This window comes from Actinocorallia sp. API 0066, from assembly GCF_020991275.1.
In the GTDB taxonomy this organism is placed as follows: domain Bacteria; phylum Actinomycetota; class Actinomycetes; order Streptosporangiales; family Streptosporangiaceae; genus Actinocorallia.
In genome coordinates this window covers 518,021-533,397 of the sequence record NZ_JAJLQY010000005.1, presented here as the reverse complement: position 1 = coordinate 533,397, position 15,377 = coordinate 518,021, and the positions used below count along the sequence as shown (strand labels likewise).

Below are 15,377 nucleotides of genomic sequence, written 5' to 3'. Positions count from 1 at the left end.
CGGGTGAGCGGGGTGCCGGAGGCGTGGTCGACCAGGGTCCAGGTGTAGCGGGGCGCGCCCTGGGGATCGCCGGCCATGTTGCCGAACCACATGGCGAGTCCTCTGAGAAGGGGCTTGGAGGGGGGCCGAACAGGACGTCTTGGGGAGCTTTGCGCCAGTCCTCCAGGGCGACGAGTGCCGTGTCGCCCTTGATTTTGATTCCGGCGTAGGTCTTCACAGCCCAGTAGATGTTCTGGAACTCGGGGCCCGCGTCAGGGTCGAGGGAGTTGCGGATGTTGAGGTCGAACTCCTTCTCCTCGGGCGTGGTCGGGCGGGGGTCGAACCCTTTCGGTTCGTTCGTCGCCGGTGTCGTCGCCTTCGTGGAGGGTTCCACGGCGGGAAGGGGTTCCGGGGTCGCTTGGCAGCCGCTGAGGGAGGTGGCGAGGAGGAGCCCTGCGACCGTGCTGACGATTCTGCTGGACATGGGCGGGTTCCTGGTGGTGAAGGGCGGGGTCGGCGAGCGTAACACTCGCGGATCATGGAACGCAGCTGATCCAGCTCTGACGCCCGGGGCGTATTGATGCGCACGCTGTCGTGGCGTGCGTGCCGCCGTCCAGCGACGTCCGTTCCGGTCTGTTGACGTGCGGAAACGGTCGTTTCTTCTCGCGGGCAGGGGTTCGTGAGGGCTGTCAGTTGCAGTTGAATGCAACGGGAACTGCAACTGGACAGCAGCACGGCCGGTGCCCGTTCGAGTACCGGCCGTGCGTTGTGCCTGTTCAGGCGGGTGTTGCAGGGCGGAGGATACGAGATTCGAACTCGTGAGGGCTTGCACCCAACACGCTTTCCAAGCGTGCGCCCTAGGCCACTAGGCGAATCCTCCGTGGGAAAGCTTAGCGGGTGTTGGGGAGTGGGTGAACCTGGATTACGGACGCCAGGGGGAGGGGGGAATAGAGGTGCGGGAAGAGGTCACCGGTGGGGGAGGGTTCGTAGCGGACGTCCAAGGAAGCCGGGTTGATCTCGATGAGGAGGAGGTCGGACGGAGGGACGTCGCGGTAGTAGGTGGTGAGGACGTGGTCGAGTTGGGCGGCGGTGCAGCAGTGGATAAAACCGACCTCGTCGAGGGTGGTGTCACGGGAGGACAGGGAGTAGGGCGTGTCGGGGGTGACGGCAGCCCAGGCGGTGCGCGAGGCGACATGGAAGACGGAGGACATCCCCGGACTGTACGGCGCAGGGGGGCGGATGCCATAGACTCAAGGAGACCCCTCGCATGGCGTCATCTTGTGAACCTCCCCAGGGCCGGAAGGCAGCAAGGATAAGCAGGCTCTGGCGGGTGTGCGAGGGGTCCTTTCGTCTGACGGACGGGTCCCTCGATGAGTCTGGCTCTCTACCGCAAGTACCGCCCCGCCACGTTCGGTGAGCTGAAGGGGCAGGAGCACGTAGCCGAACCGCTCCAGCAGGCACTGCGCAACGGGCGGGTCAACCACGCGTACCTGTTCAGCGGCCCGCGCGGCTGCGGCAAGACGTCGAGCGCCAGGATCCTGGCCCGCTCCCTGAACTGCGAGCAGGGCCCGACGCCGGATCCGTGCGGCGTCTGCGAGTCGTGTGTGGCGCTCGGCCCCGGCGGCGCGGGCCACCTCGACGTGATCGAGATCGACGCGGCGTCCCACGGCGGTGTCGACGACGCCCGTGACCTGCGGGAACGCGCCTTCTTCTCGCCCGTCTCGGCGCGGTTCAAGGTCTACATCATCGACGAGGCCCACATGGTCACCCGGGAGGGGTTCAACGCCCTCCTGAAGCTGGTCGAGGAGCCTCCGCCGCACCTGAAGTTTGTGTTCGCGACGACGGAGCCCGAGAAGGTCATCGGGACGATCCGGTCGCGGACCCACCATTACCCCTTCCGGCTCATTCCGCCGAAAACCCTCCAGGAGTTGCTGGAGGAGATCCTCGGGTCGGAGAACGTCCCTTACGAGGAGGCGGCGCTGCCGCTCGTCGTCAGGGCCGGGGCGGGCTCGGCGCGCGACTCGCTGTCGATCCTCGACCAGCTACTCGCCGGGTCGGACGAAGCGGGCATCACGTACACCAGGGCCGTCTCCCTGCTCGGGTACACGGACGCCGCCCTGCTCGACGAGGTCGTCGACGCGTTCGGGCAGCGCGACGGCGCGGCCGTGTTCGCCGCGATCGACAGGGTGATCGAGAGCGGCCAGGACCCGCGCCGCTTCACCGCCGACCTGCTCGGCCGCTTCCGCGACCTGGTGATCATGGCGAACGTGCCCGAGGCGGTGAACACAGGGCTGATCGACGGGCCTGCCGACGAACTCGACCGGATGAAGGCGCAGGCCGCCGCCATGGGCCCCGCCGACCTCACCCGGGCCGCCGACCTCCTGCACACCGGGCTCACCGAGATGCGCGGCGCGACCTCACCGCGGCTCCTCCTCGAACTGATCTGCGCGCGCATCCTTCTACCGGGCGCCTACGGCAACGAGTCGGCGCTCCTCGCCCGTCTCGACCGCCTGGAACGCAGCGGCCCGCCCGCCCCTGCGGGCGGATACACGCGGGACGCGTCTCCGCCACCCGCGCGCGGCCCCGCCTCCGACGCGCGCGCTTACGCCGATCGTGACGCGCGTCCCGCTTCCGCGAGCTCCGACGCGCGCGCTTACGCCGCCTCCGCGTCGTCTGCTCCGCCCGCGCGCGGTGACGCCGACCGCGACGCCTTCTCGGCGGCTGCCCCCGGCTCGTGGGGCGGGACGCCGGGTTCCACTGACGGCGCTGCTCCTGGCTCGACGTCCGGGGGCGGATCGGCGGGTTCCGCCGGAGGCCCGGTTCCCGGCTCGACGCCGGGAGGCAGGCCGACGGGTGCCGCAAGCTCGGCTCCAGCGGGTTCCCCTGAGGGACTCGCTCCCGGTTCGACACAGTGGGACAGGTCAGCGGGCTCGACGTCCGGGGGCGGATCTGCGGGGTCCGGTTCCGGCTCGACGGCTGGAGGCGGATCGGGGGGTTCAGTGCCGTCGTCCGGGGCCTCCCAGGCAAGCCCCGCGCCGTCGTCTGGGACGGGGGAGCGGGTGCCCGACTGGGCTCCCGAGCCGTCGTCCGCAGCGCCGCGCCCGACCGGGCGGCCCGCCGACGACGGTTGGGGTGCGCCCGCGCCGCGGCGGTCCGCGCCGACGGGCGGGGTGGACGTGCAGGTGGTGCGCCAGCGCTGGCCGCAGATCCTGGAGGCGGTGCAGCGGCGCAGCCGGGTCGCGTGGATGTCGATCATGGAGGGTGTCGCGCCCGCGTCGGTCGAGGGCACGGTCCTCACCATCGCGTTCGACCACGAGGGCAAGCGCAAGAACTTCGTCAACGGCCGCCGTGACGGTGTGCTCGCCGAGGTGCTGAAGGAGCAGCTGGGCGTGGACTGGCGGATCGAGGCGGTGCTGGGCGGCTCGGCGCCCGCCGCGCCGCCGCGCCCGCCCGCCCCCGCCGCGTGGGACCAGCCGCGTCCGCCCGCGCCGGAGCGCCCGCGTCCGCCCGCCGCGCCCGAACCCCAGCCCCGACCCGCGCCGCCGTCCGCCGCGCCCGCTCCGGCGCCCTCAGCGCCGTCCGCGGCCCCGCCTCCGGCCGCGCCCGAGGCGGCGGACCCGCTGCCGCCGCCCCCGGACGGCCCGGACGACCTCGACGAATCGGACACCGTGGGCCGCGCCGACTTCGGCCTCGCCCTCATCCAGCGCGAACTCGGCGGCCAGATCATCGGCGAGGCCCCGAACGCGTGACCCGCTGCGGGTGCCTCCCTCCGAGGGGACGCGCCCCCGTGGCGGCTGCCTGTGGAGGACGCCGGAGCCGCGCGCGTTCCGTGACGCGTCTCGCACGGGTCGTCAAGCCTGCGGGCCCGGGCGGGGTCGTATCGGAATCGGGCGGGGCGGCGTAGGCTCGGAGTCCAAGTTGGCGGAGGGGGAAGTGCCGTGGAGCCCGGTTTCGACATGCAGCGGCTGCTGGAGCAGGCGCAGGCGATGCAGGAGCAGCTGTTCGCGGCGCAGCAGGAGCTCGCCGACGCGGAGGTCGAGGGGACGTCGGGAGGCGGCCTGGTGAAGGCGACGATGAACGGGCAGGGCGAGATCACCGCGTTGGTCATCGACCCGAAGGTGATCGACGCCAGCGACCCGGTGGAGACGGCGGAGACCATCGCCGACCTGGTGATCGCCGCGATCCGTGACGCCGGTCGCGCCGCCGCCGAGCTGCAGCAGAGCAAGATGGGTCCGTTCGCGCAGGGTATGCCCGGCATGCCGGAACTTCCGGGGTTCTGAGCGATGTACGAGGGTGTGGTGCAGAACCTGATCGACGAGCTGGGCAGGCTGCCGGGTGTAGGCCCGAAGGGCGCCCAGCGCATCGCCTTCCATCTGCTGAACGCCGATCCCGCTGACGTCACCCGCCTTGCGGACGCGCTGCGCCAGGTGAAGGAGAAGGTCAGGTTCTGCCGGGTCTGCGGCAACGTCGCGGAGGAGGCCGAGTGCCGGATCTGCCGCGACGTGCGCCGGGACAGGGCTGTCATCTGCGTGGTGGAGGAGTCGAAGGACGTCGTAGCGATCGAGAAGACCCGGGAGTTCCGCGGTACTTACCACGTTCTCGGCGGGGCGATCAGCCCGATCGAGGGCGTAGGGCCCGAAGATCTTCGTATCCGCGAGCTGATGCAGCGGCTCGCCGACGGGGAGGTGACCGAGTTGATCCTGGCCACCGACCCGAACCTTGAGGGCGAGGCGACGGCGACGTACCTGGCCCGGCTCGTGAAACCGATGAACCTGAAGGTGACCCGCCTGGCGAGCGGACTCCCGGTCGGGGGCGACCTGGAGTACGCCGACGAGGTCACGTTGGGCCGCGCTTTCGAAGGACGGAGACTGCTCGATGTCTAGTGCGAACACCTCGAAGGACTGGGACGACCTGGCGGAACGGGTCGTCCTGCATGTGGAGAACTACCTGGCGGGCCTGGAGCGCTGCGCGCGCGGCGAGGCGGCCAGCCAGACGGTGTCGGTGCTGCTCCTGGAGGTCGCCCAGGTGATGCTGGCGGGGGCGCAGCTGGGCGCGAGCCCTGACGTGGTGCTGCCCGACAACTGGGAGCCGGAGATAGGCGAGGACCCTGATCTGGACGCCGTCCGGCAGGGCCTGGCCGAGCGCCTGCCCGCCGTGGACGACTACACCGAGGTGTTCGACCCTTACAAGGACCCGGAGACCACCACCTACCGGCTGTCGGACGACCTCGTGGACGTCGCGTCCGATCTCGTCCACGGCCTGCGTCACTACAGGGAGGGCCGCACCCTTGAGGCTCTCTGGTGGTGGCAGTACAGCTACCTCAACCACTGGGGCAACCACGGTGGCGCCGCCCTGCGCGCGCTGCACGCCGTCGTGTCCGGGGTCCGGCTGAACGTGGCGGAGGAGGAGCTCGTCGCCACCTGACGGGCACCCGCCAGGAGTGCAAGGAAAGCGGGGTCGAACCGGGGCCCGTGCCCGTGGGGACTTCCGGGGAGAACACGCTGGGCCGGGATAGACCGCCCTGATCGGTACATCCCGGCCCAACATGGAACAACAAAGGAACAACGGGTAAAGCCTAAACGGTTCGTGCCGGTTTGCGACCCTCTCCGGCCGGAACTCGTCATGCCGCGTTCGGGCCGGTGGCGCGCCGTCCCGGGCCCCGGTGACGGGACGGCGGCACAGGGGCGTCAGGACCGCTCGGGAGCCTCGTCCGTCCAGCCGATCCGGGTGAACACCTCGTAGGCGCGCAGCCGCTGATCGAGGGTGTCCGCCATCTCCCTGGCCCGCGGCAGGCCCGTCTCCGGGTCGAGGACCAGCCGGTAGGGCACGCCGTCCGGGTCGGGGGCGAGCTCGACGGCGTGGCCGGGCCGTCCCATGGAGTCCACGACGGGCCCGGCGTCCCTGACGCCCGGCAGTGAGGCGAGCACCCGGTAAGCGGCGGCCCGTACCTCCGACCGCACAGGCAGGTTCACGATGAGATGCACCGTCGCGCTGTACAACCGCGCGTTGAAAGCAGCCCCCCCACCTTCGAGCGAGGGATCCGGCCCGGCGTCCTCCGGGCCTGTGGTCGGTGGCTCGCTCGGGTCGCTGTCCTTCGGGTCGTTGTGGTCGGAGACGCGGCGGGCCAGGGCCTGCTTCAGCTCGTCCGGGTCGGTGGGGAGGGTGGCGAGCTGCTCCAGGGTGATCCCCGCGTCGCCGAGGCCGCCGACCTCGGAGGCGCTCTCCAGGAGGGTGACCTCCTGCGCGCCCGGCACGTCGTCGTTCACGTAGCGGAGGAGGAAGACGCTCCCCTTGTCCGGGCTGGTGGAGACCCAGAGGGACCACTCCTGGTAGGTGTTGTGCTTGTACACGAGCCCGGGGGTGTCGGGGCGCTGCTGCGTCCGCCTGGTGTCCACCCGCCAGTAGGCGGCGGTCGGGAGCTTCTCGATCTTGGCGGCGGCCTCCCGGAGCAGGGTTCCGGCGTCGGCGGCGGCCTGTGTCGTCGCGGAGGCGGGGGAGGCGGGCGGCGCGGCGCCGCGCGGCCCCGGCACGACGACCGCGACCGTGGTGACGACGGCGGCGAGCGCGGCCGCGCTGAGCGCCGCGCCGCGCCAGGAGCGCAGCCCGCCCGACCTGCGGCCCTCGCCCCTGACGGCCTCCGCGAGCCGTCGGCGTCCCGCGTCGCGGACCTCGTGGCTCGGCCCTGGACCGGTCAGCAGGTCCTTGAGCGCGTCGAGTTCGTTCACCGTTCGGTTCCTTCCAGTGCGGCGCGGAGCTTGGCGCGGGCCCGGCTCAGCCGGGATCCGACGGTGCCGTAGGCGATGCCGAGCGCCTGGGCGATCTCGGCGTGGCTGAGGTCGGCGAGCGCGGCGAGCAGCACGACGTCACGCTCCCGGGCGGGTAGCGCCGCGAGCGCCGCGGCGAGCTGCGGCTGGAGCCGCTGGGCGGCCACCGCTGTGACGACCCGGCTCTCGTGGCTCGCGGCGGGCGGCTCGGCCACGGTCCGTGCGAGCGCCCTGTAGTGCCGCGCCTCGGCCCGCTGGTGCCGGGCGACGAGGTTCGTGGCGATCCCGAACAGCCAGGCGCGCACCGATCCGCGCGCCGGGTCGAACCGCGCCCGGTACCGGAACGCCGTGGTGAACGTCTCGGCGGCGACGTCGTCGGCGGTCTGCGCGCCGAGCCGGCCCGCCACATAGCCGTAGATGACGTCGAAGTGCCGGTCGTACACGTCGGTGAACCGTTCGGCGTCCTGCGGCAGCCCGGCGTGCGATTCGGGCTCCGTATCCGTCATGTCCTGAATCATGGCCCCACCTCGGTGGCCGTCATGGGTCCGCCTTTCGCCGGGGACGGGTGTCACGGGTACTTCGCCGGACTCGTCACGGCCTTTCCCGTATGTCGGCGTATCGGCGGGAGCCGGGCTGTGGATAACTTCTTTGACGGCTCCCGCGAGGTGTCATGATCGGGGTGTCGGCCGGTCGCGGAACGTGGCGGCCAGGGGGTCGGCGCACGGTCAGCGGTTCGGTGTTTTGAGGGGGTTGTGGGTCATGTGGGGTCTGCTGCGGAGGATCTGGCGGTCGAAGTTCGCGAAGCGCTATCACTGGCGCGTCCTGTGGCTCACGCACGCCACGTTCATGTGCGGCATCACCGCCGTCGTGCACACCGACGACGGCCGCTACCTCCTGCTCCGGCACCGCTTCTGGCCCGACGGCCGCCAGTGGGGCTTCCCCACCGGCTACGCCAAGAAGGGCGAACGCCACGAAGACACCATCACCCGCGAAGTCCGCGAGGAGACGGGCCTCAAAGTCGAAGTAGGCCGCCTCCTCAAAATCAACAGCGGCTACCGCCTACGCATCGAAGTCTTCTACGAGGCCCGCCTCCTGGACCCCTTGGACGCCCTCACCCTCGACAACCGAGAAATCCTGGAAGCCGCCCTCTTCACCCCCTCCACCCTCCCCAACGACTTCCCCCCAGCCCACCGCTCCCTCCTCACCCTCCTTTGAAGAGCCCCAACCCACCCGAAGCCGAAGTCACTCCAGCCAGCTCCGCGTGGCCTGCGTACTCGGATGATCACTCCCCAGCACTCTGATCTTCGCCTCCAACACGGCTCGGAACTCCCGCCGTGCCTCCTCTTCCCGGCCCTGCTTCAGCATCGCGTACGCGAACTCGTGGCGGGAGGCGAGTGTGTCCGGGTGGTCTTCGCCCAGGACGCGCTGGCAGGTGGTGTGGATGGTGCGGAGTTCGGTTTCGGCTTCGCCGTACCGGCCCTGCTCCAGCATCGCGCGCGCGATGTTGTGGCGGGTGGTGAGTGTGTTCGGGTGGTCTTCGCCCAGGACGCGCTGTTGGGTGGTGTGGAGGGCGTGGAGTTCGGTTTCGGCTTCGCCGTACCGGCCCTGCCCCAGCATCGCGTACGCGATGTTGTGGCGGGTGGTGAGTGTGTTCGGGTGGTCTTCGCCTAGGACGCGCTGTTGGGTGGTGTGGATGGTGCGGAGTTCGGTTTCGGCTTCGCCGTACCGGCCCTGCTCCAGCATCGCGGACGCGATGTAGTGGCGGGTGGTGAGGTGGGAGGCGGAGTCCGGGGTGGGCGGGGTGGGGAAGGCGCGGGCGTGGGATTCGGCGAGGCGGGGGGAGCCGGAGAAGATGAGGTAACTGAGGGCCCGGTTCGTGGCGTCGAGGAGGGGGGTGTTGGTGCGGGCGGAGGGGTGGTGGAGGGCGGCGAAGAGGTGGGGGGACAGGGCGGACCAGGAGGGCCAGGAGGCGGGGAGGTTGGGGTTGGGCAGGGTGTCGGCGGCTTCGGTGAGGAGGGTGGGGGCGAGGGTGGGGAAGGTGGGGTGGGGGAGGGTGCGGGCGGCGTCGCGGACGAGGGGGTGGAGGTGGAGGAGGGGGACGGGTGGGGCGTCGGGGGCGGCCGGGTCGTCCATGGTGATGAGGCCGAAGTCCTGGAGGGCGGCGAGGGCGGCCCACAGGGTGTCGCCGGTGAGGTCGGCGAACTCCTTGGAGGTGGGGAGGGATGCGGTGGTGAGGACGAGTTCGTAGGGGATCGGGGCTTCGGGGAAAGCGCCGAGGAGGGCGAGGAGGGGGCGGGCGTGTGGGAGGCCGCGGGCTTCCAGGTGGGCGAGGGGCATCAGCCAGATGTCGCCGAGGGGGCCGCCCGAGGGGCGTGCCCGCAGGTCCGAGGTCGGGGTGGTGGGGAAGGTGAGGGTCAGTGTCCCGGATTCGAGGGCCGTGAGGCAGTCGGTGTAGGTGCGGGGGACGGAGAGGTCGGCGAAGGCTCGGCCCACGCGGGAGGTGCGGGCGAGGAACGAACCGGCGAGCGTCAGGGCGAGGGGGAGGCCGCCCAGCCGGGCGGCGAGTCGGGCCGCGTCGGGGAGGGGGCCCGCGCGCCCCCGGGTGAGGTCGTTGAGGACGTGGGCGGCGTCGGTGTCGGCGAGCGTCCCTACGTGGTGGAGGCGGCACCAGTCGGCCCAGGTGTCCTCGCCGCCGTCGCGGGTGGTGACCACCACCAGGCCGTGCGGGGAGCGGACCGGGCGCAGCCAGCTTGTGCCCCAGTGCAGGGGGCGTCCGCCGATGCTCAGCACCGCCGGCTCGTCGGCGTTGTCGATGACGAGGAGCCACGGCCGTCGCCGGGAGTTCAGGGCCCGCCACAGCGATTCGGGGTGGTCGGGGGCGTTGAGCTGCTCGCCGGTGAGCCCGACCGCGCGGGAGAGGGCGCGGATCGCGGGCTGGAACTGCTCGGTGTCGGCGGCGGGTAGCCACCAGACGTCGGCACCGCCCGCCACGCCGTCGTCGGCCGGGCTGTTGCCCGTCGTGCCGTCGTCGGCTGCGCTGTTGCCCGTCGCGCCGCCGTTCGTTGCGCCGTTGCGCGCCGCGCCCCCGTCGGACGCGCCCGTGGCGGACGCGCCCGTGGCGGACGCGCCCGTGGCGGATGCGCCCCTGGCGGACGCGCCGTGCGGGCCGTGGGCGAGGCGGGTGGCGAGTTCGGCGGCGACGCTGGTCTTGCCCGCGCCGCCCATGCCGTGCAGGACGTGTACGCGGGGCCCGTCCGGTGCGGTGTGGGCGGCGGTGAGTTCGGCGAGCAGGGCGTCGCGGCCGCGTAGTGGGCCGCCGGTGCGGGTCGGCGGTGAGATCGGCGCGGGGTCCTCGACGGGTGCGCCCTGGAAGCCGAAGATCGGATTCCCGTTCAGGGAGTGGATGTTGACCTGGCGGCTTTTGTCGTGCGCTTCCGGGGAGAAATCGGACATCAGAGTTTAAAGGTGGGGTTGCCGTTGATGGTGGTGATGTTGATCTGCTTTGAGTCGTGGTAGGAGCGTGCGTTGTTGACGGTCGTCGGCTGGGGGAAGAGCGCGCGCAGCTCCGCCGCCGTCGTGCCGTTCGCGTCGGCTTCCAGGAGGGCGCGCCAGCGGGCCGTCCACAGGTCGCGCGCGGCGTCCTCGGCGGCGGTGCGGGCCTCGCCCTCAAGGGGGCTCAGTTCGGCGCGGGTCTGCTCCAGCGCCGTCCCGGCCTCCTGCTCGGCGGCGGTGTCGCCCCTGCCGAACAGCCTGGCCGCCCGATCGCGGATCGCCGCCCAGCCGTCCTCGGCCATCGCCTGGACCAGTCCGGTGCCGCCCGCCGCCGCCAGCGCGATCGCCGCTTCCGTCAACATGTCCGTTCCCCCACCTCTCGTTTCCCCATTTCATGGTAAAGACTCAATAGGCGGGAGATCGGTTCCCTCGGAAACCCGGCCTGTCGGAACGGCGGACGTCGGGTGGGGAAAGGGATACAGGGGGCGCGGGTGGGTGAGGAAAAGGACGTTCCGAAATTCGGGTCTTATGGGGGCTCGACTCAGATCAACATCGGCGACGTGCGGGGGGACGTCGCGTTCCGGCAGGGTGGGGGGCGGGCTGAGGGGGAGCGGCTGTCCCTGCGGCCGCCGGTGTGGAACGGGACGTTGCGCGGGAGGGAAAGCCTGCTCGCGGAGCTTGCCGGGGCCCGTGCGGGTGCGGGGCCACGGGTGCGGGTGCTGCACGGGCTCGGCGGCTGCGGCAAGACGAGCGTCGCGTCGCGGTTCGCGGAGGCGGCCGGCGCCGACGGGGTCGAGGTCTGGTGGATCGCCGCGCACGACCCCGAACGGCTCGACCGGGGCCTGACCGCCCTCGCCCGCACCCTCGGCCTGACCGAGGAGCACCTGGCGCACGGCCACCTTCCCGACCTCGTCTGGCGTGCCCTCGCCGCGCACGACCCGCCCTGGCTGCTGGTCTTCGACAACGCCGACACCCCGGCGGTCTTCGAAGTGGACGGCGCTCCGCTCGGCGCCGGCACGGGCTGGCTGCGCGAGCCGCCGCCGCAGGGCCTCGCCGTCGTCACCACCCGCGAAGGCGCGCCCCGCTGGTGGGACGCCCCCTGGTGCGCCCGCCACCCCGTCCCGCTGCTGCCGACCGACGCCGCCGCCGACGTCCTCCGCGACCTCACCGGCCCCGACGCTGGCCCGCCCGAGGACGCCGCCCGCCTTGCCGACCGCCTGGGCCACCTCCCCCTGGCCCTCCGTATCGCGGGCTCCTACCTGGCCGCCGTCCGCGCCGTCCCCGCCCCGTTCGCCGACCCTTCCGCGGCCCGCACCTACGCCTCCTACACGGCACTGCTCACGTCCGACGCCCTACCCCCGCTCGCCACCCCCGACGAAGACCAGGACCTCGCCAGCGTCGCCGCCACCTGGCGCCTTTCCCTCGACCTCCTCGCCACCCGCGGCCACCCCCACGCCGCCCCCCTCCTCACCCTCCTCGCCCGCTTCGCCGAAGCCCCCATCCCCTACTTCGTTTTGCCCCCCGACCTCCTCGCCGCCTCCTCCCTCCTCCCGGATCTCACCGGCCCCGCCCTCTGGAAAACCCTCACCGCCCTGGCCGATGTCAGCCTGGTGGACCTCTCCGAGTCCGACCTCCTCCTCCACCCCCTCGTCCGCACCCTCACCCGCATCCAGGACCCCGACCCCACCGCTTCCCTGGCCCTCACCTGCTGTCTCCTCGCCGAAGCCGCCCTCTCAGACCCCCTCGGCCAGCCCGAAGACCCCACCACCTGGCCCCTCTGGCGCGCCCTCACCCCCCACACCACCGACCTCCTCCCCCGCCTCACCCCCACCACCCCACCCAAAACCGCCGCCGACCTCTGCACCGCCGCCCAGTTCACTGCCCGCTTCACCCAAGCCAGCGGCAACGCCCCACTCGCCGAGGCCGAATTCCGCGCTCTCCGCACCACCTTCCAGCTCGTCTTGGGCGAAGATCACCCGGACGCACTCGCCACCCGCCACAGCATCGCGTACGCGGTGCTGGTGCAGGGCCGGTACGGCGAAGCCGAAACCGAACTCCGCACCCTCCACACCACCTTCCAGCTCGTCTTGGGCGAAGATCACCCGGACGCACTCGCCACCCGCAACAACCTCGCGTACGCGGTGCTGGTGCAGGGCCGGTACGGCGAAGCCGAAACCGAACTTCGCGCCCTCCACACCACCCGCCAGCGCGTCTTGGGCGAAGACCACCCGGACACACTCACCACCCGCCACAATCTCGCGTCCACGGTGCTGGTGCAGGGCCGGTACGGCGAAGCCGAAACCGAACTTCGCGCCCTCCACACCACCCGCCAGCGCGTCTTGGGCGAAGACCACCCGGACACACTCACCACCCGCCACAACCTCGCGTACGCGATGCTGAAGCAGGGCCGGTACGGCGAAGCCGAAACCGAACTTCGCACCCTCCACACCACCCAACAGCGCGTCTTGGGCGAAGACCACCCGAACACACTCACCACCCGCCACAACCTCGCGTACGCGATGCTGAAGCAGGGCCGGGAAGAGGAGGCGCGGCGGGAGTTCCAGGCTGTGTTGGAGGCGCAGATCAGGGTGCTGGGGAATGATCATCCGGATACGCAGGCCACGCGGCGGCGGGTGGAGGAGTGAGGGTCGAGGGGTGGGATGGGGGTCTCAGTGGGTGAGAAAACCTGGGTGAAGGGTCACAGGGGGTATCGGTAGACTCTGGGGGTCAAGCTTTGCACTCGAACTTGTAGGAGCGCCGCCTGTGGCTCTTGTCGTGCAGAAGTACGGCGGCTCCTCCGTCGCCGACGCCGACTGCGTGAAGCGGGTCGCTCAGCGCATCGTCGCCACCAGGAAGGCCGGTAACGACGTCGTCGTGGTGGTCTCCGCGATGGGCGACACGACGGACGAGCTGATCGACCTCGCCCAGCAGGTGTCCCCGCTCCCGCCCGCGCGGGAGCTCGACATGCTGTTGACGGCCGGGGAGCGGATCTCCATGGCGGTCCTCGCCATGGCCATCGCCAACCTCGGACACGAGGCGAAATCGTTCACCGGATCCCAGGCCGGCGTGATCACCGACTCCTCGCACGGCAAAGCCAAAATCATCGACGTCACGCCCGGCCGGATCAGCAACGCCCTCGCGGAGGGCTCGATCTGCATCGTCGCGGGCTTCCAGGGCGTCTCGCAGGACTCCAAGGACATCACCACCCTCGGCCGTGGCGGGTCTGACACGACGGCGGTCGCCCTCGCGGCGGCCCTGAACGCCGACGTCTGCGAGATCTACACCGACGTGGACGGCGTGTTCACCGCCGACCCGCGGATCGTCAGGACGGCCCGGCAGATCCCGCGCATCTCGTACGAGGAGATGCTGGAGTTGGCCGCGTCCGGCGCCAAGATCCTGCACCTGCGCTGCGTCGAGTACGCGCGCCGCTACAACATTCCGATCCACGTGCGGTCCTCGTTCAGCCAGAAGGAAGGCACGTGGGTCGTCGGGAGCAACGAGGGGACCGAGGTGGAGAACGCGATCATCTCCGGCGTCGCGCACGACCGGAGCGAAGCCAAGATCACGGTGGTCGGGGTGCCCGACAAGGTCGGTGAGGCCGCCGCGATCTTCCGGACGCTCGCCGAGGCCGAGATCAACCTCGACATGGTCGTGCAGAACGTGTCGGCCGCCGCGACCGGCAAGACCGACATCTCCTTCACGCTGCCCGCCGCCGACGGCCAGGCCGCCCTGTCCGCCCTGAACAAGGCACAGCAGCGGATCGGTTTCGACTCGCTGCGGTTCGACGACCGCATCGGCAAGATCTCCCTGGTCGGCGCCGGGATGCGCACCCATCCGGGCGTCACCGCAACGTTCTTCGGCGCGATCGCCGACTCCGGTGTCAACATCGAGATGATCTCCACCTCGGAGATCCGGATCTCGGTGATCGTCGCCCAGGACGACATCGACACCGCCGTCGCCGCCGCGCACCGCGCATTCGACCTCGACGCCGAACAGGTCGAGGCCGTCGTTTACGGAGGTACCGGCCGATGAGCCGCAAGCCCACTCTCGCCGTCGTCGGCGCCACCGGGGCCGTCGGCACCGTGATGCTCGACATCCTGTCCACCCGCGAGGACGTGTACGGCGAGATCCGTCTCGTCGCCTCGCCCCGCTCGGCGGGCAAGAAGCTCACCGTGCGCGGCGAGGAGGTCGTCGTGCAGGCGCTCGCGCCCGAGGTCTTCGACGGCGTCGACATCGCCATGTTCGACGTGCCGGACGAGGTGTCCGCGCAGTGGGCGCCGATCGCGGCCGAGCGCGGCGCCGTCGCCGTGGACAACTCCGGCGCTTTCCGGATGGACCCGGACGTTCCGCTGGTCGTCCCGGAGGTGAACCCGGACGCGGCCAAGGCCCGGCCGAAGGGCATCATCTCGAACCCGAACTGCACGACGCTCTCGATGATCGTCGCGCTGGGCGCGCTGCACCGGCGCTGGGACCTCGCCGAGCTCGTCGTCGCGTCCTACCAGGCGGCGTCCGGCGCGGGCCAGGAGGGCATCGACACGCTCTACGCGCAGCTGGAGAAGGTCGCGGGCAACCGTGAGCTGGGCCAGCGGGCGGGCGACGTGCGGGCGATCGTCGGCACCGAGGGACCGTTCCCGGCGCCGCTCGCGCTGAACGTCGTGCCGTGGGCGGGCTCGCTCAAGGAGGACGGCTGGTCGTCCGAGGAGCTGAAGGTCCGCAACGAGTCGCGCAAGATCCTCGGCCTGCCCGAGCTGCGCGTCTCGGCGACGTGTGTGCGCGTCCCCGTCGTCACCACCCACTCGCTGGCCGTGCACGCGGTGTTCGCGCAGCCGGTGGACCAGCGTGAGGCCCAGGCCGTGCTCGCGGCCGCGCCGGGCGTGGTGCTGAGCGACAACCCCGAGGCGTACGAGTTCCCGACGCCGAGCGACGTCGTAGGCACCGACCCGACCTGGGTCGGCCGCGTGCGCCGCGCCCTGGACGACCCGAAGGCTCTCGACCTGTTCCTCTGCGGAGACAACCTCCGTAAGGGCGCGGCCCTCAACACCGCCCAGATCGCCGAACTCGTCGCCACCGAGTTCACCGCCTGACCCGCACACCCCCGACGCCCGTCCGTTTCCTCACGAAACGGACGGGCGTCGCCGTTTC

The 15,377-nt window shown here is 71.3% G+C and carries 14 protein-coding genes, 1 tRNA gene and 1 other RNA gene; 10 read left to right on the top strand and 6 right to left on the bottom strand.

What is annotated here, in order from left to right:
• The first annotated feature begins 272 nt into the window (after positions 1-272).
• On the top strand, positions 273-560 hold the full coding sequence (locus LO762_RS16065; RefSeq protein ID WP_230615864.1) for a hypothetical protein: 288 nt from the start codon (positions 273-275) through the stop codon (positions 558-560).
• A 214-nt stretch (positions 561-774) separates the two neighbouring features.
• Here the strand turns inward: LO762_RS16065 and LO762_RS16060 are convergent.
• Both LO762_RS16060 and LO762_RS16055 read right to left on the bottom strand, forming a co-directional pair.
• Positions 775-859 (bottom strand) — tRNA-Ser (locus LO762_RS16060).
• A gap of 10 nt (positions 860-869) precedes the next feature.
• On the bottom strand, positions 870-1,190 hold the full coding sequence (locus tag LO762_RS16055; RefSeq protein ID WP_230615862.1) for a DUF952 domain-containing protein: 321 nt from the start codon (positions 1,188-1,190) through the stop codon (positions 870-872).
• Positions 1,191-1,233: 43 nt separating this feature from the next.
• Between LO762_RS16055 and ffs the strand changes: the two genes are divergently transcribed.
• The 5 genes from ffs to LO762_RS16030 all read left to right on the top strand — a co-directional run bounded on the left by ffs (position 1,234) and on the right by LO762_RS16030 (position 5,403).
• Positions 1,234-1,329: signal recognition particle sRNA small type (ffs, locus tag LO762_RS16050), an RNA gene on the top strand.
• 20 nt (positions 1,330-1,349) lie between these two features.
• On the top strand, positions 1,350-3,728 hold the full coding sequence (locus LO762_RS16045) for a DNA polymerase III subunit gamma and tau (RefSeq protein WP_230615860.1): 2,379 nt from the start codon (positions 1,350-1,352) through the stop codon (positions 3,726-3,728).
• A 189-nt stretch (positions 3,729-3,917) separates the two neighbouring features.
• On the top strand, positions 3,918-4,259 hold the full coding sequence (locus LO762_RS16040) for a YbaB/EbfC family nucleoid-associated protein (RefSeq protein ID WP_230615859.1): 342 nt from the start codon (positions 3,918-3,920) through the stop codon (positions 4,257-4,259).
• Positions 4,260-4,262: 3 nt separating this feature from the next.
• Entirely contained in the window at positions 4,263-4,862 is a 600-nt protein-coding gene (gene recR / locus LO762_RS16035) for a recombination mediator RecR (protein WP_230615858.1), read from the top strand.
• Positions 4,855-5,403 carry a DUF5063 domain-containing protein gene (locus tag LO762_RS16030; protein ID WP_230615857.1) on the top strand — a complete coding sequence of 183 codons (549 nt, stop codon included), beginning with the start codon at positions 4,855-4,857 and terminating at the stop codon, positions 5,401-5,403. The genes recR and LO762_RS16030 overlap by 8 nt, the downstream gene beginning before the upstream one ends.
• Positions 5,404-5,666: 263 nt before the next feature.
• Here the strand turns inward: LO762_RS16030 and LO762_RS16025 are convergent, their stop codons facing one another.
• Both LO762_RS16025 and LO762_RS16020 read right to left on the bottom strand, forming a co-directional pair.
• Positions 5,667-6,704, bottom strand: a complete 1,038-nt coding sequence (locus tag LO762_RS16025) for a CU044_5270 family protein (RefSeq protein ID WP_230615855.1) — start codon at positions 6,702-6,704, stop codon at positions 5,667-5,669.
• Complete coding sequence (locus tag LO762_RS16020; RefSeq protein ID WP_230615853.1) at positions 6,701-7,249, bottom strand: RNA polymerase sigma factor; 549 nt, start codon at positions 7,247-7,249, stop codon at positions 6,701-6,703. The genes LO762_RS16025 and LO762_RS16020 overlap by 4 nt, the downstream gene beginning before the upstream one ends.
• 253 nt (positions 7,250-7,502) lie before the next feature.
• Between LO762_RS16020 and LO762_RS16015 the strand changes: the two genes are divergently transcribed.
• A complete protein-coding gene (locus LO762_RS16015; protein ID WP_230615851.1) occupies positions 7,503-7,958 on the top strand; it encodes an NUDIX hydrolase in 456 nt (151 codons plus the stop codon).
• A 27-nt stretch (positions 7,959-7,985) separates the two neighbouring features.
• Here the strand turns inward: LO762_RS16015 and LO762_RS16010 are convergent, their stop codons facing one another.
• Together LO762_RS16010 and LO762_RS16005 are read right to left on the bottom strand one after the other, a co-directional pair.
• On the bottom strand, positions 7,986-10,196 hold the full coding sequence (locus LO762_RS16010) for a tetratricopeptide repeat protein (protein ID WP_230615849.1): 2,211 nt from the start codon (positions 10,194-10,196) through the stop codon (positions 7,986-7,988).
• Positions 10,196-10,597, bottom strand: coding sequence for a hypothetical protein (locus LO762_RS16005; protein WP_230615847.1), 402 nt, complete (start codon positions 10,595-10,597; stop codon positions 10,196-10,198). Before LO762_RS16005 ends, LO762_RS16010 begins: the two co-directional genes overlap by 1 nt.
• 198 nt (positions 10,598-10,795) lie before the next feature.
• Here LO762_RS16005 and LO762_RS33550 point away from each other — a divergent pair, with 198 nt between their 5' ends.
• From LO762_RS33550 to LO762_RS15990, 3 genes are all read left to right on the top strand, one after another.
• Entirely contained in the window at positions 10,796-12,880 is a 2,085-nt protein-coding gene (locus LO762_RS33550; protein ID WP_230615845.1) for a tetratricopeptide repeat protein, read from the top strand.
• A gap of 118 nt (positions 12,881-12,998) precedes the next feature.
• Entirely contained in the window at positions 12,999-14,267 is a 1,269-nt protein-coding gene (locus LO762_RS15995; RefSeq protein ID WP_230615843.1) for an aspartate kinase, read from the top strand.
• Complete coding sequence (locus tag LO762_RS15990) at positions 14,264-15,319, top strand: aspartate-semialdehyde dehydrogenase (RefSeq protein WP_230615841.1); 1,056 nt, start codon at positions 14,264-14,266, stop codon at positions 15,317-15,319. Before LO762_RS15995 ends, LO762_RS15990 begins: the two co-directional genes overlap by 4 nt.
• Positions 15,320-15,377 lie beyond the last annotated feature (58 nt).

Coding starts and splice junctions, on each gene's coding strand:
- LO762_RS16065 (WP_230615864.1), top strand. CDS start 273: ATGTTGAGGTCGAACTCCTTCTCCTCGGGCGTGGTCGGGCGGGGGTCG.
- LO762_RS16055 (WP_230615862.1), bottom strand. CDS start 1,190: ATGTCCTCCGTCTTCCATGTCGCCTCGCGCACCGCCTGGGCTGCCGTC.
- LO762_RS16045 (WP_230615860.1), top strand. CDS start 1,350: ATGAGTCTGGCTCTCTACCGCAAGTACCGCCCCGCCACGTTCGGTGAG.
- recR (WP_230615858.1), top strand. CDS start 4,263: ATGTACGAGGGTGTGGTGCAGAACCTGATCGACGAGCTGGGCAGGCTG.
- LO762_RS16030 (WP_230615857.1), top strand. CDS start 4,855: ATGTCTAGTGCGAACACCTCGAAGGACTGGGACGACCTGGCGGAACGG.
- LO762_RS16020 (WP_230615853.1), bottom strand. CDS start 7,249: ATGACGGATACGGAGCCCGAATCGCACGCCGGGCTGCCGCAGGACGCC.
- LO762_RS16015 (WP_230615851.1), top strand. CDS start 7,503: ATGTGGGGTCTGCTGCGGAGGATCTGGCGGTCGAAGTTCGCGAAGCGC.
- LO762_RS16010 (WP_230615849.1), bottom strand. CDS start 10,196: ATGTCCGATTTCTCCCCGGAAGCGCACGACAAAAGCCGCCAGGTCAAC.
- LO762_RS16005 (WP_230615847.1), bottom strand. CDS start 10,597: ATGTTGACGGAAGCGGCGATCGCGCTGGCGGCGGCGGGCGGCACCGGA.
- LO762_RS15990 (WP_230615841.1), top strand. CDS start 14,264: ATGAGCCGCAAGCCCACTCTCGCCGTCGTCGGCGCCACCGGGGCCGTC.